The following is a 19,035-nucleotide window of genomic DNA, read 5'->3' as shown; positions in this document are numbered from 1 at the left end:
ACCCTACATTCTGCGTGAAGGCGAAGGCGATATCCACACTCACCGTGGTCGTGCTCGTCGTCCTCGCCGGCTGTTTCGGACTCGGCGGCTCCGACGCCGGCGCGGGCGACGGCGACACCGGGCCGTTGGCCGACCCCGCGGTCGACACGCTCGGCTGGGAGAACGGCTACTGGTACAACGAAACGATAACCGTCGACCAGCGCGACGGGCTCAGCGACGCGGAGCAGACGGCGTACCTCGCCCGAGCGATGGCCCGCGTCGAGCTCCTGCGAGGGCTGGAGTTCACCGACCCGGTGACCGTCTCGGTCATCAGTCGGGACGAACAGCGCGCGAAGTCGGCCAACAGCAGCACCGATAGCGAGAGCAAGAACCGCTGGAACGACCAGGTCTGGGAGGCACTGTTCATCTCCGACGAGCAACAGCGCATCGAGGACGAGTTCGGGTCGGTCGCCGGCTCGGCGGTCCTCGGCTACTACGCGGCCGGGACGAACGCGATAGTCATGGTCAGCGACGACCCCGACCGGCTGGTCATCAACAACGCGACACTGATGCACGAACTCGTCCACGCGCTCCAGGACCAGCACTTCGACATCGAGCGCGTCCAGAACCAGGCGGAGACCCAGGACCAACAACTCGCCGCGAACGGTCTCATCGAAGGTGAAGCGGACTACATCGAGGCGCTGTACGTCGAACGCTGTACGAGCGGCGAGTGGGACTGCGTGAAGACTCCCTCACAGCAGTCCAGTTCCGGCAGCAGCGGCGTGAACCTCGGTATCCTCGTCACCATCTTCCAGCCGTACTCCGACGGGCCGCAGTACATCCACGAAGTGGTCAAGGAGCAGGGCTGGGGGCCGATCAACGCCCTCTGGGAGACCCCACCACAGTCTTCCAGTGTGTTCATCCACCCCGACTGGACGGTCACACCGGTGAACGTGACCGTCGACGACCGGTCTCGCAACGGCTGGCAGCCGTTCGAACACGGCTCCGACACCGTCGGGGAGGCGTCCATCTACTCGATGTTCTGGTACCAGTCCCGCCAGTACGACATCGCGGCGATCAACACCTCGACGTTCTCGACGCCGTCGAGCGTCTACGACCGGTTCGACTACCGGAGTCCACCCTCGGCAGGGTGGGTCGGTGACGCCGTCTTGCCCTACCAGAACGGCGACGAGTACGGCCACGTCTGGGTGACCGAGTGGGCCACCCCGGCCGATGCGATCGAGTTCCGACAGGCGTACGAGACCGTCCTGACCGGCCACGGCGGCAGCGAGCAGTCACCTGGTATCTGGGTCATCCCCGACGGCGGCTTCGCGGACGCCTTCCGCGTCCACCAGGAGGGCACGACCGTCACCATCGTCAACGGGCCGACGGTCGACGACCTCGACGATATCCGACCGTAACACGACCCAGTCCGTCCCCGATGGCAGGCCACAAGGTACTTATTTTCATCCCGACACCATCTCGGTACATCCCGACGACGTGCGGGTCGTCGGAGCGGCCGCAACACATGACACCGAACCAGAAGCGACACGACACGTCCCGACCGGAGGGGGCGAGATGACCAGCAGGTTCGACCGTCGTACCGTCCTCTCGCTCGCCAGCGGCACGCTCCTCGCTGGCTGCCTCGGGAGCGATACCACGTCCGACACCGAACCCGTTCCGACGACCGCCGCAACCACGCGGGGTCCGACGGAACCAGACTACGACATCGGAACGGTCCACGACATCGACACGTGGGCTCAGTACGACCCGAACTGGACTGCCCCCGCCGACTCACCCGAACTGGACCTCGAACTGGAGACCCTCGTGACGGGCCTCGAAATCCCGTGGGACCTCTCGTTCGCCCCGAACGGCGACCCGTTCGTCACCGAACGCGTCGGCCGGGTGAGTCGGTTCGCCGCTGGCGAGCTAGAGACCGTGGCGAACCCGACCGACGCCATCCGCGCCGAAGCCGTCGACAGGGGGAGCCGCGAGCGGAGTTGGTTCCTCGACGGCGGCGAGGGTGGGACGATGGGGACCGCCGTCCACCCGGCCTACCCCGAGGTACCGCTCGTCTACGTCTACTACACGTACAAACGAGACCGGCAGTTGTACAACAAGCTCGTCTACGTCGACGTCGCCGCCGACGACCCCGCCACGCACACGAAGACACTGCTCGACGAGGTGCCCGGGAACCGGTTCCACAACGGAGGCCGCATCGCGTTCGGCCCGGAGAACTATCTCTGGGTGACGACGGGCGACGCTGGCCAGAAGGAACGTTCTCGCGACCCGTCGTTCCTCGGAGGGAAGGTCCTCCGGCTGACCCCGGAGGGCGACCCTGCACCGGGCAACCCGGACCACGGGGGCGACCCCCGCGTCTACACGTTCGGCCACCGCAACCCGCAGTGTCTCGCGTGGCAACCGGACGGAACGCCGGTCGTCACCGAACACGGACCCGGTCCCGACGAGGTGAACGTCCTCGAACCGGGAGCCGACTACGGTTGGCCGACGGCTCGCGACCCGAAGGGCTACCGGAACACGACGGGTATCACCCCACCCGTCGCCAGCAGTCTCGGAGAGACCTGGGCCCCCGCTGGCGGCGTCTTCTACACCGGCGATGCCGTCGGGCCGTTGCGGAATCGGCTGGTGTTCGGGACACTCGGCGGCCAGCGCCTGAAGGTGGCGACGCTGACTCCAGTCGTCGATGGCGACCCCGTGACCGACCTGCCGCCGCTGGGTGAGACCGGCGTGCGCCACGACGGGGACTGGACAGACGACTCGTGGGTCGCGACGACACACGACCTGCTCGTCGACGAGGTGGGCCGTATTCGCCACGTCGAACAGGGACCGGACGGCGCGCTCTACGTCATCACGTCGAACCGTGACGGTCGCGCGAGCGGACCGTTCCCCGCCGGCGAAGACGACCGACTGCTACGTCTCTCACCGGTCTGAGAGGTGGCGTGAATCGCGCTCCTACCAGCAACGCGACTCACCCACGGCTACTCCAGCGCGTCCGTCAGCCCCCACTCCTCGGCGCGGCGTGCCGCCTCTGCCTCGGCCTCCTTCTGGATCGCCGCGATACGGTCCTCGTCGGCGAGGAACGCCGCGAGCGGGTCCTGTTCTTCCTCGACTCGCTCTTCACGCCGGTGGTCGGGGGCCGCCTCGCGTGTCCGGTCGGCCAGCGCGGGGTCGGCCGCGAGTCGGTCCGCCGGGAGTCCGGGTGGAACCCGCAGGTCTGTCGTCTCGTGGGCAGCGTCGAGCGCCCCGTCGTCGACCGTGTACAGGTCGACGCTGTAGGGGCCAGTCGCGGTGAGGTCCGCGAGCGCCTCGGGTCCGCCGCGGTCCGTCCCGACGTGGTACGCCAGCACGGGAATCCCAGCATCGAGCGTGAGGACGCCACTGCCGTCGTCACCGAGCAACAGCGCGTCCTGCGGTTCGAGGACGAGGTAGCCCGTCACTCCTTCGGCTAACACGTCTGCGAGAGCCGTCGCTGGCGACTGGACGACGCGCGACCGGACGAGGTCGCCACGCGGCAGTTTCACGGTTGCTGCGGGATGACGGCGCTCCGGAAGCGGTCGGCGACGGCACCCGGTGCCTCGTCGCGGATGTCGATACCAGCGGCGGCGGCGCGGAATGCGGCGGCCGCGGTACTCTCCGGAGCGTGCGCGAGCAGTGGTTCACCCGCGTCCCGGGCGGCCCGGGCGGCGTCCGAGTCGGGGACGCTCGCGAGCACGGGGCCGTCGAAGTAGCGTTCTGTCTGGTCCGTGATGCGGTCGACGGACTCGGGGTCGTGGACCCGGTTGAACAGCACGCCGGCGCCGCCGGTCCCGTACGACCGGCCGTACTCTTGCACCTTCAGGCCGTCAGAGAGCGCCGGAATCGTGGGCTGGAGGACGACCACCATCCGGTCCGCGAGGACGACCGGGAGGACGGCGCTGACACTGCCGATGGCAGCGGGCGAGTCGAGCAAGAGTACGTCGGTGTCCGCGGCGAGGTCGGCGACCACGTCCCTGAGTCGGGTCGGATCGGCCTGCCGGAAGTCCCCGAGCGAGGTGCCACAGGGGACGACGCGCATGCCGAACCGGTCGTACGTCGCGTCGGCGACCGACACGTCGGCGTCGCCCAGCAAGAGGTCGTGGAGCGTCACGTCGGCGTCTTCGAGGCCGGTGTGGAACAGCAGGTTCGCGAGGCCGGTGTCGGTGTCGACGACCGTCACGTCGTGGTCCGCGGCGAGGGCCATCCCGAGCGCGAGCGTCGCCGTCGTCTTGCCGGTCCCACCCTTCCCGCTGGCGACGGCGATTGCTTCGACCATTCGTGAATGACTGGGTCGACCAGCGATTTAAGTTTTCACATTATTCTGCCGTAAAATATGGTGTGCGGTTCGGCGGACTGCTGGTACGTGAGAGACAGTCCGACGGTCGCCACCCAGATACTCCCATACAGAACCAACCGCGTCGCCGTCGTCCCGAAAGGGGGGAAAGAGACAGCGTGTGACTGGCGTCGACTGGTCAGGGCGGATGCCCGTAACCAGATGGAGAAGGGAGAGTGTGGCTCCTATAATTTACGGCCGTCAACCGACCTGTTACCAGTGGCATCTGTCGCTGGGAAAACCCGGGGCAGGTCGACGGCGTCGGCCAGCAACGCGGCGGCCCGGTCGGCGGGGGTACCGTCGTCTCGGGCGTTCGTCGAGAGGCCAAGCTGGGCGAGGAACGCCGCCCGGGCCCGACGGTTCTCGAACAGGCCGTGAAGGTACGTCCCGCAGACGGCTGTGGTGGCCGCGCCGAGGGCCGCGCTCGCATCGCCCTCGGCTGCGAACGGTGTCTGGACCGGCCCGGTCGCGACGGTCTCACCGGCGTGAATCTCGTACCCCGAGACCGTCCCCGAGGCACCTGCGAACGGGCCGACACCGGCGAGTTCGTACGTGGCGGGCCGGACCAGCTTCTCGTGGTCGAACCGGGTCACGACGGGCAAGAGGCCGACACCATCGACGGTCGCCGCCTCCCCCGTCCCCTCGACGTGCGCGTTCTCGATTCGCTCACCGAGCAACTGGTAGCCGCCACAGAGGCCGACGATGGGGCCGTCGAAGCCCCGGAGTGCGTCGTCGAACCCGGCTTCCGCGAGCGCCAGCAAGTCGTCGACCGTGTTCTTCGTGCCGGGGACGACCACGGCGTCGAGCGCTGCCAGACTGTCGTCTAGCGGGAGGTAGACGACTCGAACACCGTGCTCACGGGCGAGCGGTCTGAGGTCGGTCGCGTTCGAGAGGTGCGGGAGGCGCGGGACCCCGATTCGGACCGGGTCGGGATGGTCGTCGTCGCCGTCGACCCGGCGCTCGCCGACCGGCGGGAGCGAGACGCTGTCCTCCTCGGGAAGTCCCGGGTCGTCGTACGGGACCACACCGAGGATCGGGACCCCGGTTCGCTCCTCGAAGGCGTCGAGGCCCGGCTGGAGGATGTCGAGGTCACCGCGGAACTTCGTGATGACCGCCCCGACCACCCGCTCGCGGACGTCGTCGGGGACGAGTTCGAGGCTCCCGACCAGCGAGGCGAACACGCCACCGCGCTCGATGTCCGCCACGAGTACCACGTCGGCGTCCGCGAACCGTGCCGTCTCGACGTTCGCCAGGTCGCGGTCGTGGAGGTTTATCTCGGCGATGCTTCCCGCACCCTCCGCGACGACCACGTCGTACTCGTCGGCCAGCCGGCGGTGCGCTTTCGCGGCGGCTTCTCGGGCCCGTTCCCAGTGTTCGTCGTAGTACGACCCGGCGGCGAAGTCGCCGACCGCCTGCCCGTCGATGACGAGCTGGGATTCGCCGTCGCCGCGGGGTTTGAGCAACACGGGGTTCACGTCGGTCGTCGGCTGGATGCGGGCCGCCCGTGCCTGCACGTACTGCGAGACGCCGATTTCGCCCCACTCGCCGTCCGGCGTCGGGGCGACGTGGGCGTTGTTGCTCATGTTCTGGGCCTTGAACGGGGCCACGGCGACTCCCCGGTCCGCGAGCAGCCGACAGAGGCCGGCGACGACCGTCGACTTCCCGACGTGACTGGCGGTCCCGGCGACGAGGACGGTCCGGGTCACGGCTGGAACACCTCGGCGCGAACGTCGGTCGAGACCCCGTAGGGTGCCTCCTCGACCCCGGCTGGCGGGGTCGTCTCGTCGTACCGGGCGGCGAGGGACGCCGTGACGGCCTCCCGGACGCAGGCACGGGCGGCCGCCCCGACCGGAGTAGCACTGCCGGAGAACTCGGCCGGCTCACCCCCGGGGTCCGACGCGACGACCACCGCGTCCGACGTCGTCCCGGGCACGCCGACCACATCCAGCAGGGTCGCAGCCTTCGCCTCGGCGGCGACCGCGACCAGGTTCGCAAGCGCGCCGGGAGCGAGGTCACGGGTGGTGCCGACGACGACGTTGACCGTGCCCGCGACGAGGTCGCCGGTCGGGAGCGCCCCTCCGACAGGGTCCATCGGGAGTTCGGCCGGGTTCGAGACGCCCGCCGTCACGTAGGCCTCGACCGGGCCACAGCGCGCGCCCCGGAGGTGTGCGAGGTCGACGCCAGTGAGGAGGACGGGGGCGGCTCCCGGCCCTTCGTCGTGGGTGGCGAACCCGGCCCGGTCGAGTCGGTCCGTCACGTACGCGTCGAGGTCGTTGCAGTGCCAGCCCTCGGGGACCGAGACGGTGTAGGCGGCGTCGCCCCGCGAGCGACCGCCCCGCCACCCCGTCGAGAGCCAGACGGTGTCGGGACGGGCGAGTCGGCACACGTCCTCGACGACCGTAGGTTCGAACATCGCTACGCCGCTCCATCGAGCGCTGCCAGCGCCCGGTCGGTCGCATCGCGGTCCTTCACGGCGATTCTGACGTGTGAATCGAGACCCCGGAACGTCCGGGCGTCACGAAAGACCACGCCCGACTCGCGTGCCCGGTCGAGCAGCGCGTCCACGTCGCGGTCGCCACAGTCCACGAGCAAGAACGGTGCGTCCGAAGGGGACACGTCGAACTCGGGTGAAAGCGCCTCCCGTAGCCGCGTCCGCTCACGGACGACGGTCTCGCGAGTCGATTCGACGAATCCCGTCTGTCGGAGGCAGTGTGCGCCGACGGCGGCCGCGGGCGTGCCGAGGTTCCACGCGCGGCGGGCCGTGTCGAGAGCGTCACGGTCCTCGCCGGTGGCCACGGCGTAGCCTGCCCGGAGGCCGGGCAAACCGAACAACTTCGTCAGCGAACGTGCCACCACGACCGCGTCGTGGCCAGCCAGTGAGCGCTGGTCGGTGTAGCCAAGGAACGCCTCGTCCGCGAGTAGTGTCGTGTCCGCGTCGGCACACCGGTCGGCGAGCGCGACCAGGTCCTCCCGGGGTGGGCACTCGCCGGTCGGGTTGTTCGGGGTGCAGACGACGACCATGGCGTGGTCGGTGGGGTCGGTATTCAAAATCTCGTCCTGCGGGACGAGCACCGGCTCGGCACCCTGAAGGCGGACCTCGCGGGCGTACTCGCCGAAACTGGGATACGGGACCGCGACGGTGTCGCCCTGGCGGACCGTCGTCTGGATGGCGAGGCGGATGGCGGCCAGTCCCCCGGGGGTCGGCACCATCTGCTCGGGGCGACAGCCGACGAAGTCGGCCGCCGCGGTCCTGAACTCGTCGTACCCGTCGTCGGGGTAGCGGTCCGCCTCGGCGAGTGCGGCACGGTAGACTGATTCGGTCTCCGGCGGCGTCTCCGGGTTCGTGTTCGCGCTCAGGTCGAGCACGGCCCGGTCGGTGGTCCCGCCGTGTGGCACGCGCTCGGCCGCCCGGACCGAGTCAGGGTCCATCCGCGTCCACCTCCGCGTCCCCTTCCGCACCGACGACCGAACCGTACACCCGGGGAATCGCCTCGCGGACCGCCGCCAGCGCGTCGGCCCGGTCGGCCAGTGCGAGCGCTCCACCGAGGCCCACACCCTCTTTCGCTTCGCCCGCGGTGTAGCGTCCCATCGCGACGTGGTCGCCGGACTCGAAACCGGGGTCGGTGACGGTCAGGTCGAGGTCGAGTCGGCGGGCGGCCGCGGGCAGGTCCCCCACGTCGTCGGCGACGAACGAGGTGGTCGCGAGTTCGAGTGGTTCGTCACACCCGGCGTGTCTGACGAGCGCGCCAGCGGTCAGCAACTGGGTGCCGCCTCCCAGCGTGACGCGGGTCCCCGACTCCAGCGCACCCATTGCCAGTCCGGCCACGACAGCCAGCACCGGGTCACCCATCCGGCGAACCGCCTCGCGGGGGTGACCGGCGCAATCCCCGGGCTCCAGCCCCGAGGCCGCGAGTCCCTCACGGACGACGTCGCGCTTCTGTTCGAGCGGGTTCTCCGGGAACGAGGACGAGACGGTGGCGTCCTCGCCCAGTGCCCGTAAGACACCGAGCGCGGTCGTCGTCCCGCCGGGGACCGTCTCGCCCACCACGACGTGGTCGTCGGGAAGTGCACGCCCGAACTCCCGGGCCGCTGTGAAGGCTCCCGGGGCGGTCGGGACCGGGTCTGCCGTACGGACGTCCGACCCTATCCGCGCCCCGACCGAGACTGTCGGCGCACCGGTCGGCTCTGCGAGTCCCGAATCCACGACGGTCACGTCGAAGTCGAGTACCTCCCGGACCGCCCGGGTCAGGATGGCCGGCGTCGGACAGCCCGACGGACTCACCGGGACCACGGGCGCACGGACCGGCTGCCCGTACACCAGAATCTCGGCGTCGGCACTGGGCGTCTGCCGCATCAGGTCGGGGTCGGCACCCGCCGCACTGATACCCTCGATACTGGCGGTTTCGGTCGACCCGGCACACAGTATCAGTCGCATAGTGCCTCCGCGAGGTCGGCGTCTGACTGGCGGTTCACGTTCACGGCGAGTCTGGCGTCGTAACTGGTGTACATGGTGTCTGTCTCGGAATCGGCGACGACGTTCACGCCCGTCGGGGCGAGGCCGTCGAATTCGGTGTCACAGCTCGCGCCGAGGGCGCGTTTGAGTTCGGTCGGGACGACGACCGTCAGCGAGTGGGTCTCGCCCCCCGCGTACCGGTCGAGCACGCGGTCGACCACGACCGGTGCGAGCAGGGGCAGGTCGGCCACGACCGTCAGCACCGGCGTCTGGACGAGGTCGAGGGCAGCCTGCAGGTCGGCGACGTAGCCGTCACCCGGTGTCTCGACGAGCGAGACGGCGGGGACGTCCCGGTCGGGGTCGCGGGAACCGTCGCCCCCGAGGTCGGTGAGGTGCTCCCGCGTGTCGGGTGCGTGTGGCGACACTGCCGCGTGGACGGTCTCTACCTGACTCCGCCCGAGGGCGGCCAGCACTCGGTCGACCATGGGCGTCCCGGCGACGGGGTACAGCGGCTTCTCGACGTCGGCGTCGAGGCGGGTCCCGCGACCACCGCACATCACGAGAGCGTCCACACGACCACCCCCACGTGCAGGCCCGTGACCCGGGCGACCTCGTTGGTCGCGCCGAAGACGTCGCCAGTGACGCCGCCGAGTCGGTCGGTCGCCCAGGAACGGGCGGCCAGGGCGACGATGAGTCCAGCGACGAGTGCCGCGGCCGCGACACCGACGAGCGTCGGCCAGGCCGGTGTCACCGCACCGATTGCGAGAACCGGCGTCGCGAACGCCACCCCGACGGCCGCCGTCCCACGGTTCGCGTCGCCGGTGAGGGCGCTCCCGAACCCGTCGTGTGCGGCCTCGCCCAGTCCGGCCAGCAGGACCATCCCCGCCTTCGCGCCGACCTCGCTGGCGACGACGACGGCGACGGCGGCCGCCAGCGGAAGCCCGGCGAGTGCGACCCCGCCGAGGGCGAGGCCGACGAGGACCAGCCCGACCGCGCCGAGCGCACCGACCCCCGTCGTCGTGTCTTTCAGGACCTCCCGACGCTCCGTGGGGGTGCCGTGGACCACCGCGGCATCGCCGCAGTCGGCGACCCCGTCGAGGTGATTGATTCCCGTCACGGCGTACACCGCGAGGAGGTACGCGAAGCCGACGGTCGCAGGTGGGAACGAGAGCGCGCCACCCACGACGACGGGGAGTGCGAGGAGGACACCGACGAGGTAGCCCACGGGAACCATCGCGACGGGGTTCTGCCGGTAGGCGTCCCAGGCAGCCTCGTCGTGGCCTGTGGGGAACCGAGTGAGGAAACCGAGTGCGCCACAGAGCGCAGGAATACTCAGAACCACGCGACCACCCCGGCGTAGAGCACGCCGACGAGCGCGGCCGAGCCGACCAGTTGCACACCCCGCCGAGCCTTCTGGGGGGACGGGAGGTCCGCGCCCGCGTTCAGGACGTACACGCCCGGTTTCTCCAGCCGGACGTCGAGCACCGCCGCGAGCACCCCCATCGGCCAGCCGGAGTTCGGTGACGGGACCTCGGCCAGCCAGTACCGCGCCCGGAGCACGGACCGCGGCTGCCGAGCGACCTGCGCGACGAGCAGCGCCGAGAGCCGCGCCGGGAGCCACATCACCACGTCGTCGAGGCGCGCCGGTGCCCACCCGACCGGCTTCGAGTGATACCCGAGCATCGAATCGAGCGTGTTCACCGCCTTCACCCACGCCGCTGCCGCGGCCGCGAGCGGGAGCGAGACGGGCGTACACAGTGTAAACGCGGCCAGTGGCGCGACGAACCCGTCGGCGAGGTTCTCGGCGACGCTCTCGACCGCGGCGCTCCGGAGTTCGCCCGCCGACAGCTCGCTGGCGTCCCGCCCGGCGAGCGACAGCAGCGCCTCGCGGGCCGCGTCCTCGTCGGCCTCCGACAGTCGAATCACCCTGAGGGCTTCGCTCAGGAGCATCCGGAGACTCGTCGCCAGGTACAGCGCGACCGCCGCCGCGCCGACGCCGGCCCACGTGTCGTACTGCCAGACGAGGAAGACCGACCCACCGACCACGCCCGCGGCGAGCATCGGCAGCGCGAGCGCCGCCACCGCCCCCACGACCCGCGGATGCGCCCACTCCCGGTCGACAGGCGCGACGAGTTTGCCGAACCACGCGACAGGATGCACATCCGTGGGCGGCTCGCCCGTCAACACGTCCAGGGCGAACCCCAGCCCGATCGCGGCCGCCGCCGCGACAGTCACCCGGACCACCCCAGTTCGGTCGGAAGTGTCGGGAGCTGCATCTCCGAGACGTTCACGAACTGGCCACCCACGTCCTCGATACCGCCGTCGGTCTGCGGGTCGTCCCCGACGTGTGTGAGGTCGACTACGTCACACGACATCTGCCGTGCGACCGTCTCGAAGATGTGCGGGTCGGGCTTTCGCCAGCCACAGGCGACGCTGGTGACGATGGTGTCGAAGTCGTCGCGCGAGAGTTCGGATCGGACGAGTGTCCGCCCGACCAGTTCTGGCACCGCACAGTTCGAACAGAGCGCGACCCGCCCCTGTTCGCGTGCTGCTTCGACCGCCTCGACCGCGCCCGCTCTGGTCCTGACCTCGGGGTCGAACGCCGAGACGACCGCCCGCCGCGGCGCGTTCCCCGGCGCATCGACACCCCGGCTCTGCAGGGCGGCGGAAACGTGCGCTGGCAAAGGCACTTCCGCGCCCGCAGGCGCGTCGATGTGCACCTCACGGTAGGCCTCGTCCCAGTCGTCGGGGACGGCCACGTCGCGGTCTCGCAATGCTCTGGCGACCGCTTCCGCCGGGTCAGCCGGTCGGTCCACGTCCACGAGCGTCCCGAAGAGGTCGAACGAAACTGCCACTATCGTGTGACTAGCGCAACTCTACTTGAATATCGCGGTCGCGGTCGGGCGGTCACCGAGGAACGAACGAAGCGAACCACAGTGACACCGTGCCCGATGTTCCGACGCCACCGCTCCGGGTCCTCAATTCCCGTCACTGGAGTACCGTTCGCCACCGTCGGAGCGAAAGCGGCTTCTGGACGACAATCCGAACGGACGAGAATTTCTACCGAACCGACACTGTCGAGTAGCCTGCCGAGTTTTCCGATTCCAACGAAACCAGGACCGTCGTCTCTGTGTGCGAAGACCTTCCCCGGCCCGCCCCAGGCGCGGTCGAATTCCTCGCCGTACTTCTGGAACGCACCACGAATCCGGGTCGTGCTGTGTCGACCGGGTTTAGTTTCGGCGGGAGTGTCGCGGTGATACGATTCGCGTGCGGGTTGCGCGAGCGCACGCACAGAGCAAATTAATGTCGCCCATGCTGGCAGGTCCGTTCACTTCCGGCCGCGGAAATCTGCGACGGATGACCAGCGACGACTCTCCCCGAGAACGGGATTCGAGAGCAATCCGCCCTCCCCGATTTGAACTCGCCGAGACGGTCCTGCTCGGCTCACTACGTTCGCCTGCGCGGGCTGGGACTCGTCTGCTCAAATCGGCTCGGGAGAACGTGCGTTCCGCTCACGGTCTCACTTCGTTCGACGGTTCGCGGAAAAGCAGTCCGCCCTCCCCGATTTGAACGGGGGACAAGTCGATCTACAGTCGACTGCTCTACCAGTCTGAGCTAAGGGCGGTCGTACTTACAGATAGACGCCGGATGCGACATAAGGGTTATTATCTGTTCCGAGTACGCCACTTCGTAGCAGGCCACCCTGGGACGAAACTAGCGTCAGACGAAGGTCTGACGAGCGGGGGTTACATTGAAGTGTCTGCTCTATAATGAGTTAGTCGGATTGCAGCAATGAGTAAGATTACCGTGCGTGCGGACGACGACCTGGTCGAGCAGTTAGAGGCCAGAGAGGAGTCCAAGAGCCAACTCGTCCGCGACGCACTGCGGGCCTATCTCGACGGCGACGACCGCGAGGATGGGGCGGGCGACGACGCCGACCACGCGGCAGGGCTGTCCGACGGTCACGGTAGTCTGGACGAACTCGTATCCTCGCGTGTCGACGAACTCGTCGACGCGCGACTGGACCAGCGTCTGGACGCGATGGTCGACGCGAGACTCGACGCGAAACTGGCACGCCGACAACAGGACCTGAACCTCACCATCTCGCTCGACGGTGTAAACTCGGGCGGAGGCGGCAGTGCGGACGTGTCCGACCCGGTGTCTGACACGGTGTCGGCCCCGGACGGAGCCGCGGTGTCGGACACGGGTCGCAGCGAGACCGAGACCACCTGCGGACAGTGTGGAGAGTCGGTCGACGACGACCACGTGTTCTGCCCGAACTGTGGCGAGAAGGCCGCACACCGGGCGTTCTGCGAGTGTGGCGACGAAGTTCGGTCGGACTGGGCGTTCTGCCCGAGCTGTGGTCGGCGGACGCCCGCTGCGGGCGTTCTGGACTCGTCGTAGGACACGTCGACGTATCGAGACCTGTTACCGGCGGTACCTTTATTATGTATGACACAGTGCATACAGTCGCGTAAGACAGTTGTCTTACACGGTGCGGAATCGGGAGGTTACGGGGCTCCCGTGCCCGTATTCACCGTGTAAGACGATGCGCGTGCGACCGACGCACACGCGCGACGTCTTACCAGGGGAATACAACCATGGAGCGTGTGACACTGCGAATACCGAAACAGCAGATAGAAGAGGTAGAACAGATGGTCGAGACGGGAGAGTTCCCGAATCGAAGCGAGGCCATTCGGTCGGCCGTTCGTGAGATGCTCAACGACCAACAGACCGAGCGCTCGAGTGCCAGCGAGAAACAGCGCACCTGGGCCAAGGTGTAACGATGCAGGATATCGTTCAAGACGCCCTCGAACACGAGGAACGGGAGAAACAGCAGAAACAGGACTTCGACGGCGACGAGTTCGGGGACCCCCGAATCGTCATCGTCGGCTGTGGTGGTGCCGGTAACAACACCGTCAATCGCCTGTACAACATCGGTGTCGACGGAGCCGACACGGTCGCAATCAACACCGACAAGCAACACCTCAAGATGATCGAAGCCGACACGAAGATACTCGTCGGCAAGTCCCTGACCAACGGGCTCGGCGCGGGCGGCGACCCCTCGATGGGGGAGCGCGCGACCGAGATGGCACAGGGCACGGTCAAGGAGGTCCTCGGCGACGCCGACCTCGTGTTCGTCACGGCGGGCATGGGCGGCGGGACGGGGACCGGTGCGGCACCGGTCGTCTCCAAGATCGCCAAAGAGCAGGGCGCAATCGTCGTCGGCATGGTGTCGACACCGTTCAACGTCGAGCGTGCCCGCACAGTCAAGGCCGAAGAGGGTCTGGAGAAGCTCCGCGAGGAGGCCGACTCCATCATCGTCCTCGACAACAACCGGCTGCTCGACTACGTGCCGAACCTGCCCATCGGCAAGGCGTTCTCGGTGATGGACCAGATCATCGCCGAGACGGTCAAGGGCATCTCAGAGACCATCACGCAACCGAGTCTCATCAACCTCGACTACGCCGACATGTGCGCCATCATGAATCAGGGTGGCGTCGCGGTGATGCTCGTCGGTGAGACACAGGACAAGAACAAGACGCGGGAGGTCGTCAACGACGCGATGAACCACCCGCTGCTGGACGTGGACTACCGCGGCGCATCGGGCGGACTCGTCCACATCACTGGCGGCCCCGACCTCACACTCAAGGAGGCCGAGGGCATCGCGAACAACATCACCGAACGCCTCGAGGCGAGCGCGAACGTCATCTGGGGCGCACGGATTCAGGAGAACTACAAGGGCAAGGTGCGCGTCATGGCCATCATGACGGGCGTCCAGAGCGCACAGGTACTCGGCCCGAGCACGCAAAAGCAGGCCGACCGGTCCCGGGAAGCCATCGACGGCGGCGGCAACTTCGACGCCAACGATGCAAACTTCGGCTCTGCGAGTTCGAGTTCCTCGAGCAACCAGAGCTTCGGAAGCACGCGTGGCGACGGCGGTCGCGACGAGGTCGAGCAGAACAACGGCCTCGACGTCATCCGCTGAGCACCCAACTGTCGTACCAGTCGTCCCCCTGACCGGGGGGCGTCACCGATTCACCTGACCGACCCCGAACTGGGTCGGTCTCTCTATTTTCGACCGGTCAGACACCGGTCTCGCGGTCGATCGTCTCGACGAGCGGCCGGAAGTTCGGTGCCTCGGTGAACGCTTCGGCGGCGATACGGAACACGTCGACTGTGGCCTGTCCGTCCCGTCCCTCGACGACGACCGCCCAGCTGTTCTTCCCAGTCCTCGTCCACTCGCCGTCGCGGTCCCGGACGAGCGTCTCGCCCACGTAGCTCCCGAGCGACTGCACGATACCGTAGAATGTTCGGGCCTCAGACCCACCGTCTGGGGCGGGCTCGACGCCCGCGAACGCGGCCGGTTCCCAGTTCTCCGCGACGAGGCTGTCGAGGTGCCCGAGCGACTCGACGGTGTAATCGAGCGGGTACTCGTGCCAGAAGTCGACGAACTCCTGTGCCTCGTACGCGAACGCGTCGGGCGGCTCCCGCGGTGGTTCCTCGCGCTCGTCCACTGGTTCGTCCGGGAGACCGAAGTCGTCGGTATCGTCGTCGTCCGGCGGCGTGGCGTACATCCGGTCCGGGTCTGACGCCGGCGTGGCTCGTTCCTCTGGTTCCGGTTCGCGGTCCGACGGCGGCGACCGGAACAGGTCACGGAGGCTATCGAGGAGTCCCATGACCGGTGGTACGACTGCCGCCGGAAAGCGGTTTCGGGGACCGGTCTCTGGTGGGAGCGTCCCCCGGTCACTCCACGAACCGGCGAACCTCCGCCTCGTGGTCGGAATCCACGTCGTCGGGGACCGACCCGAACCACCCGACAGCCTGGATGTCTTCGTCGGCGACACCCGGGTCGTCCGCAACCGCTCCGTCGTCACGCGGTGAGGCGGCGAAGAAGACGGCGTAGCCGTCGTCGAGAATCTCCCCGGTCTCGGCGTGTTCGAGTCGCCCCTGGTAGACGAGGTCCGGGCCGTCCAGTGTGACCGCAACACCCGTCTCCTCCTCTGCCTCGCGGCGCGCCGCAGCTTCCCAGTCCTCGCCGGGTTCGACCCCACCGCCGGGGAGTATCCAGCCGTCGCTCCAGTCGTTCTGAATCAGGAGGAGGCGTCCAGCCTCGTCGGTGACGCCGACGACCACGCCGCCGTCGATGGTCCCTGCGCGGTCACGGGCGTCCTCGAACTCCGCCGGGGGCAACACGTGAGTTCGTTCGACGTACTCGACGTCGCCACGGTCGAGGAGGGCCTCGGGATAGCTCATACCGGGGCGTTCTCGCCTCCGTATGGAATCCGTTCCGATTCGATGAGAGAACTCAGACCGTCTCGAGGGCGTCGAGCAGCGAGCACTTGCGACAGCGCTCGCGGGTCGTCGTGGACCCACACTCCTCACACGCTCGCAGGTCGGCTTTCGTCCCGTCGTCGCGGTATCGCTCGGCGACGATGCCAGCGAGTTCCTCGTACCCGGCCATGATGGAGTGACGGGTGCCAGGGTGATTCTCTTCGAGGCCGAACAGCAGGCGCTGAATCTCACCGCGGTAGGCCTCGCTGGAGTGCGGACACTCGGTGATGTGTGCCGGGAGGTCCTGCAGGTGACAGTAGAGTGCGACCTCCTTCTCGGGCACGTCACGCAGTGGTTTGGCGCGGGGGACGAACTCGTCCTGTTCTTCCCGCTGGTCGAAGGCTCCGATGCTCGCGTCGAAATGCTTGGCTATCTGGGAGACGTCGCCTTCGAGGAAGTTCATCAGGGCGGTCTGGGCCTCGTCGTCGAGGTTGTGGCCCGTCAGCAGTTTGGTCGCGCCGAACTCGTCGGCATACGTCTCGAGCAGGTCCCGGCGGAACACGCCGCAGTAGGCGCAGGCGGCCATGTTCTCGGGGTCGTCCTCGACGACGTCGTCCATGCGGACGCCGAACTCGTCCTCGTAGGTGACGAGTTCGTGGCGCATCTCCAGGTCGGCGGCGAGTTCGACGCAGGCCTCGACGCTCTCGTCGCGGTAGCCCTCGATGCCCTCGTGGATAGTCAGTGCGACCATCTCGATGCGGGGGTCGGGCGCGAAGATGTCGTCGAGGATGCGGGTGAGCACCACGCTGTCTTTCCCGCCAGAGAGGCCGATGACCCACGTCTCCGGGTCCTCGGGGGTGGCGTCACGTGGCACGAGACCGTCCTCGCGAATCCGTCGGCGCACCCGTTTCTCGACGGATGCACAGAAGTGCGTCTCGCAGAGGTGTGCGCCGGAGTACGCGGCGTGCATCACCGCCTCGCGGTCGCACTTGGTGCACTCGGTCATCGGGCCGTAGTTGCCGCCACGTCGGGATACGGGTTTCGTCTTCGGGCGTCGCTCGAAGCCGGCTTGCCGTCTTACGCCTCTTCGACGGCGGCCAGGCCACCGTCGACGGCCGCGAGTACCTCGTCGACGTACGCGTCACGGCGCTCCGAGGAGAACAGTTCGTGCCCGCCGTCGTACAGGACCACCTGTTCCTCCGGGACCGCCTCGCCGATGGCTCGCGTGCTGACGATCTGGTCTCGAAGCGTGCAGAAGACGACCGCGTCCTCGTCGATGTCGGGGCGCTCACGGTGCCCGCGGCGCGTCTCGCGAACGAACCGGGGCGAGACGTTGTCCGGCCCGTCGGCCAGTTGTGCCTCGGTCGCCAGTGACCCGATAGCCTCGCGGGTGCTCACCCCTGACGGGATGAATTTGTGTCGGACACCGAGTTTGCCGACGATGTCGAGGAGCCACCCCGGCATATCGTCCGTGTACCCCCACCAGGGGCTGAGGTAGGTCGTCGTCTCGGCACCGTCGAGGTAGGCCACGATGAGTCCACCCGTGCTGTGGCCGACAAGCCGGTACGAATCGAGGTCTGTCACGTACGCCTTCGCAGGACGAACGTACTCTCCAAAGAAGTCGGCCGGGAAGTCGGGGATCTGGAGCGTATGGACGCGATAGCCCGAGTCGGCGAAGCGCTCTTCGAGCCACTCGACGTTCTCGTGGTGGAGCCGGTTCCCCCAGCCGAGCACCCAGACCAGGTCCTCGTCCCCCTCGTCGTTCGTGACGCGGTGTTTCATATCCCACTCCCAGGGCTGCCGGGCGCATAAAGCTCCGAGAACGCCGAGCACGATGCCGTCCGTTGTGTTCGACGGCCGAGACCGAAACTTTTCGGCGGTGGCGAGGATACGGACGGGCATGCCGTCGTCTCCGTCCCGTCGTGTCCTGCTCGTCGCGTGCTCGGGAGCCGTCGCCGCCGGGAGCGCGGGCTGTCTGGAAGGCATCAGGGACGTCGTCGACCCGTCACGGAGTCGGACCCACCGCCCGAGCGCCGAACTCCGGCTCGCCATCGACACGGCAGGCGACCAGGAACGTGTGTTCATCCGGAACGAGGGAGACGACGTCGTCCAGTTACGGGGCTACACGCTCGAGTACGACGGACTGGGCATCTACCAGCTCGACACCATCCCACTCGAACCCGGTGGCTTCGTCGAGGTGACGACGACCGGTGACGTCGACGGCGTCAAGGGCGGCAGTCCACGACAGTTCCTCCGCGGCGCGAGCTTCGACGCGCCGCTCTGTCCAGACGGCTCCGTGACGCTCCGCGGCCCGCAGGGGACGGTCGTCACGCGGGCCGAGTGCGCCGAGCCGACGACCGCGGGGTCGAACGAATCGCGGGCCGACAACCCGAGACGACGCACCGCCCGTTCCACCCGGTTCGACGCGTCCGCGGTTCCACAGCAGTAAGGTGGACTGGGCACGCGAGTCCATCCTATGACCGAGTCCTGGCGCACGCGACTGTTCCGCCTCGGGTTCAACCTGTGGCCCTCGTACCGGGGGACCGGCGGCCGCGTCCGGTACATCGCCGACGACTGGCAGGAGATACGCATCCGGATTCCACAGAGCTGGCGCACCCGTAACTACATGGGCACTACCTTCGGCGGGAGCATCTACGGTGCCTGTGACCCGATGTTCGCGATGATGCTCATCAAGACGCTCCCCGACGAGTACGTGGTCTGGGACAAGTCCGCCGAGGTCCGGTTCAAGAAGCCCGGGACCGAGGACCTCTACGCCCGGTTCCGTATCTCGGACGAGGAACTGGCGGCTATCCAGTCAGCCCTCGAAGAACAGGACTCCATCGACCGGGAGTACACCGCCGACGTGGTCGCGGCCGACGGGACCGTCCACGCGACCGTCGAGAAGACTGTCCACGTCTCGACTGACAAGAGCAAGCTGGCGTGACCCGGACAGTCAACC

Annotated in this window: 21 protein-coding genes and 1 tRNA gene; 7 read left to right on the top strand and 15 right to left on the bottom strand. The window is 68.1% G+C overall.

Features of this window, described 5'->3' with window-relative positions; genetic code table 11:
* The first annotated feature begins 14 nt into the window (after window positions 1-14).
* Together ACSC1R_RS09070 and ACSC1R_RS09065 are read left to right on the top strand one after the other, a co-directional pair.
* Window positions 15-1,400, top strand: a complete 1,386-nt coding sequence (locus ACSC1R_RS09070) for an Hvo_1808 family surface protein (RefSeq protein WP_439025422.1) — start codon at window positions 15-17, stop codon at window positions 1,398-1,400.
* Window positions 1,401-1,557: 157 nt separating this feature from the next.
* A complete protein-coding gene (locus ACSC1R_RS09065) occupies window positions 1,558-2,931 on the top strand; it encodes a PQQ-dependent sugar dehydrogenase (protein WP_439025421.1) in 1,374 nt (457 codons plus the stop codon).
* A gap of 47 nt (window positions 2,932-2,978) precedes the next feature.
* Here ACSC1R_RS09065 and ACSC1R_RS09060 read toward each other — a convergent pair whose 3' ends face one another.
* The 11 genes from ACSC1R_RS09060 to ACSC1R_RS09010 form a co-directional block, all read right to left on the bottom strand.
* A complete protein-coding gene (locus ACSC1R_RS09060) occupies window positions 2,979-3,521 on the bottom strand; it encodes a hypothetical protein (protein WP_439025420.1) in 543 nt (180 codons plus the stop codon).
* A complete protein-coding gene (locus ACSC1R_RS09055; protein WP_439025419.1) occupies window positions 3,518-4,291 on the bottom strand; it encodes a nucleotide-binding protein in 774 nt (257 codons plus the stop codon). The genes ACSC1R_RS09060 and ACSC1R_RS09055 overlap by 4 nt, the downstream gene beginning before the upstream one ends.
* Before the next feature lie 242 nt (window positions 4,292-4,533).
* A complete protein-coding gene (locus tag ACSC1R_RS09050) occupies window positions 4,534-6,054 on the bottom strand; it encodes a cobyric acid synthase (protein WP_439025418.1) in 1,521 nt (506 codons plus the stop codon).
* On the bottom strand, window positions 6,051-6,761 hold the full coding sequence (locus ACSC1R_RS09045; RefSeq protein ID WP_439025417.1) for an adenosylcobinamide amidohydrolase: 711 nt from the start codon (window positions 6,759-6,761) through the stop codon (window positions 6,051-6,053). Before ACSC1R_RS09045 ends, ACSC1R_RS09050 begins: the two co-directional genes overlap by 4 nt.
* Before the next feature lie 2 nt (window positions 6,762-6,763).
* Window positions 6,764-7,777: a threonine-phosphate decarboxylase gene (locus ACSC1R_RS09040; protein WP_439025416.1), complete on the bottom strand. Its 1,014-nt coding sequence runs from the start codon at window positions 7,775-7,777 to the stop codon at window positions 6,764-6,766.
* Window positions 7,767-8,783, bottom strand: a complete 1,017-nt coding sequence (gene cobT, locus ACSC1R_RS09035; RefSeq protein WP_439025415.1) for a nicotinate mononucleotide-dependent phosphoribosyltransferase CobT — start codon at window positions 8,781-8,783, stop codon at window positions 7,767-7,769. Before cobT ends, ACSC1R_RS09040 begins: the two co-directional genes overlap by 11 nt.
* Window positions 8,774-9,358, bottom strand: a complete 585-nt coding sequence (locus ACSC1R_RS09030) for an NTP transferase domain-containing protein (RefSeq protein WP_439028699.1) — start codon at window positions 9,356-9,358, stop codon at window positions 8,774-8,776. Before ACSC1R_RS09030 ends, cobT begins: the two co-directional genes overlap by 10 nt.
* Window positions 9,358-10,137 (bottom strand): adenosylcobinamide-GDP ribazoletransferase, encoded by a 780-nt coding sequence (gene cobS / locus ACSC1R_RS09025; protein ID WP_439028698.1) that lies wholly within the window; start codon window positions 10,135-10,137, stop codon window positions 9,358-9,360. Before cobS ends, ACSC1R_RS09030 begins: the two co-directional genes overlap by 1 nt.
* Window positions 10,134-11,036, bottom strand: a complete 903-nt coding sequence (gene cbiB, locus ACSC1R_RS09020; protein ID WP_439025414.1) for an adenosylcobinamide-phosphate synthase CbiB — start codon at window positions 11,034-11,036, stop codon at window positions 10,134-10,136. The genes cobS and cbiB overlap by 4 nt, the downstream gene beginning before the upstream one ends.
* On the bottom strand, window positions 11,033-11,656 hold the full coding sequence (locus ACSC1R_RS09015; RefSeq protein WP_439025413.1) for an HAD family hydrolase: 624 nt from the start codon (window positions 11,654-11,656) through the stop codon (window positions 11,033-11,035). Before ACSC1R_RS09015 ends, cbiB begins: the two co-directional genes overlap by 4 nt.
* Window positions 11,657-12,352: 696 nt before the next feature.
* A tRNA-Tyr gene (locus ACSC1R_RS09010) sits at window positions 12,353-12,426 on the bottom strand.
* Window positions 12,427-12,593: 167 nt separating this feature from the next.
* Between ACSC1R_RS09010 and ACSC1R_RS09005 the strand changes: the two genes are divergently transcribed.
* The 3 genes from ACSC1R_RS09005 to ftsZ all read left to right on the top strand — a co-directional run bounded on the left by ACSC1R_RS09005 (window position 12,594) and on the right by ftsZ (window position 14,790).
* Window positions 12,594-13,205: a double zinc ribbon domain-containing protein gene (locus tag ACSC1R_RS09005; RefSeq protein WP_439025412.1), complete on the top strand. Its 612-nt coding sequence runs from the start codon at window positions 12,594-12,596 to the stop codon at window positions 13,203-13,205.
* Window positions 13,206-13,402: 197 nt separating this feature from the next.
* Window positions 13,403-13,585, top strand: coding sequence for a ribbon-helix-helix domain-containing protein (locus ACSC1R_RS09000; protein WP_439025411.1), 183 nt, complete (start codon window positions 13,403-13,405; stop codon window positions 13,583-13,585).
* A 2-nt stretch (window positions 13,586-13,587) separates the two neighbouring features.
* A complete protein-coding gene (gene ftsZ / locus ACSC1R_RS08995; protein ID WP_439025410.1) occupies window positions 13,588-14,790 on the top strand; it encodes a cell division protein FtsZ in 1,203 nt (400 codons plus the stop codon).
* Between the two features lie 97 nt (window positions 14,791-14,887).
* Here the strand turns inward: ftsZ and ACSC1R_RS08990 are convergent, their stop codons facing one another.
* The 4 genes from ACSC1R_RS08990 to ACSC1R_RS08975 all read right to left on the bottom strand — a co-directional run bounded on the left by ACSC1R_RS08990 (window position 14,888) and on the right by ACSC1R_RS08975 (window position 17,858).
* Window positions 14,888-15,481, bottom strand: a complete 594-nt coding sequence (locus tag ACSC1R_RS08990) for a hypothetical protein (RefSeq protein WP_439025409.1) — start codon at window positions 15,479-15,481, stop codon at window positions 14,888-14,890.
* 67 nt (window positions 15,482-15,548) lie between these two features.
* Window positions 15,549-16,058 carry an NUDIX domain-containing protein gene (locus ACSC1R_RS08985; protein ID WP_439025408.1) on the bottom strand — a complete coding sequence of 170 codons (510 nt, stop codon included), beginning with the start codon at window positions 16,056-16,058 and terminating at the stop codon, window positions 15,549-15,551.
* A gap of 52 nt (window positions 16,059-16,110) precedes the next feature.
* Window positions 16,111-17,082 carry a tRNA 2-thiolation protein NcsA gene (gene ncsA, locus ACSC1R_RS08980; RefSeq protein WP_439025407.1) on the bottom strand — a complete coding sequence of 324 codons (972 nt, stop codon included), beginning with the start codon at window positions 17,080-17,082 and terminating at the stop codon, window positions 16,111-16,113.
* A 71-nt stretch (window positions 17,083-17,153) separates the two neighbouring features.
* The gene (locus ACSC1R_RS08975) at window positions 17,154-17,858 is read right to left on the bottom strand and encodes an alpha/beta fold hydrolase (RefSeq protein ID WP_439025406.1); all 705 of its coding nucleotides are present in this window, start codon (window positions 17,856-17,858) and stop codon (window positions 17,154-17,156) included.
* 118 nt (window positions 17,859-17,976) lie between these two features.
* Between ACSC1R_RS08975 and ACSC1R_RS08970 the strand changes: the two genes are divergently transcribed.
* Together ACSC1R_RS08970 and ACSC1R_RS08965 are read left to right on the top strand one after the other, a co-directional pair.
* Entirely contained in the window at window positions 17,977-18,525 is a 549-nt protein-coding gene (locus ACSC1R_RS08970) for a hypothetical protein (RefSeq protein WP_439025405.1), read from the top strand.
* Between the two features lie 27 nt (window positions 18,526-18,552).
* Complete coding sequence (locus ACSC1R_RS08965; RefSeq protein ID WP_439025404.1) at window positions 18,553-19,020, top strand: DUF4442 domain-containing protein; 468 nt, start codon at window positions 18,553-18,555, stop codon at window positions 19,018-19,020.
* The last annotated feature ends 15 nt before the right edge of the window (window positions 19,021-19,035 follow it).

The organism is Haloarchaeobius ordinarius (genome assembly GCF_051801355.1).
In the GTDB taxonomy this organism is placed as follows: Archaea; Halobacteriota; Halobacteria; order Halobacteriales; family Natrialbaceae; genus Haloarchaeobius.
The sequence above is the reverse complement of the archived record's forward strand: the minus strand, read 5'-3'. Positions and strand labels throughout refer to the sequence as shown.

What these genes read in the sequence shown, in the direction of transcription:
- ACSC1R_RS09065 (WP_439025421.1), top strand. Translation starts at nt 1,558, where the DNA reads ATGACCAGCAGGTTCGACCGTCGTACCGTCCTCTCGCTCGCCAGCGGC.
- ACSC1R_RS09055 (WP_439025419.1), bottom strand. Translation starts at nt 4,291, where the DNA reads ATGGTCGAAGCAATCGCCGTCGCCAGCGGGAAGGGTGGGACCGGCAAG.
- ACSC1R_RS09045 (WP_439025417.1), bottom strand. Translation starts at nt 6,761, where the DNA reads ATGTTCGAACCTACGGTCGTCGAGGACGTGTGCCGACTCGCCCGTCCC.
- ACSC1R_RS09040 (WP_439025416.1), bottom strand. Translation starts at nt 7,777, where the DNA reads ATGGACCCTGACTCGGTCCGGGCGGCCGAGCGCGTGCCACACGGCGGG.
- cobT (WP_439025415.1), bottom strand. Translation starts at nt 8,783, where the DNA reads ATGCGACTGATACTGTGTGCCGGGTCGACCGAAACCGCCAGTATCGAG.
- ACSC1R_RS09030 (WP_439028699.1), bottom strand. Translation starts at nt 9,358, where the DNA reads ATGTGCGGTGGTCGCGGGACCCGCCTCGACGCCGACGTCGAGAAGCCG.
- ACSC1R_RS09005 (WP_439025412.1), top strand. Translation starts at nt 12,594, where the DNA reads ATGAGTAAGATTACCGTGCGTGCGGACGACGACCTGGTCGAGCAGTTA.
- ACSC1R_RS09000 (WP_439025411.1), top strand. Translation starts at nt 13,403, where the DNA reads ATGGAGCGTGTGACACTGCGAATACCGAAACAGCAGATAGAAGAGGTA.
- ftsZ (WP_439025410.1), top strand. Translation starts at nt 13,588, where the DNA reads ATGCAGGATATCGTTCAAGACGCCCTCGAACACGAGGAACGGGAGAAA.
- ACSC1R_RS08990 (WP_439025409.1), bottom strand. Translation starts at nt 15,481, where the DNA reads ATGGGACTCCTCGATAGCCTCCGTGACCTGTTCCGGTCGCCGCCGTCG.
- ACSC1R_RS08985 (WP_439025408.1), bottom strand. Translation starts at nt 16,058, where the DNA reads ATGAGCTATCCCGAGGCCCTCCTCGACCGTGGCGACGTCGAGTACGTC.
- ncsA (WP_439025407.1), bottom strand. Translation starts at nt 17,082, where the DNA reads ATGACCGAGTGCACCAAGTGCGACCGCGAGGCGGTGATGCACGCCGCG.
- ACSC1R_RS08975 (WP_439025406.1), bottom strand. Translation starts at nt 17,858, where the DNA reads ATGAAACACCGCGTCACGAACGACGAGGGGGACGAGGACCTGGTCTGG.
- ACSC1R_RS08970 (WP_439025405.1), top strand. Translation starts at nt 17,977, where the DNA reads ATGCCGTCGTCTCCGTCCCGTCGTGTCCTGCTCGTCGCGTGCTCGGGA.
- ACSC1R_RS08965 (WP_439025404.1), top strand. Translation starts at nt 18,553, where the DNA reads ATGACCGAGTCCTGGCGCACGCGACTGTTCCGCCTCGGGTTCAACCTG.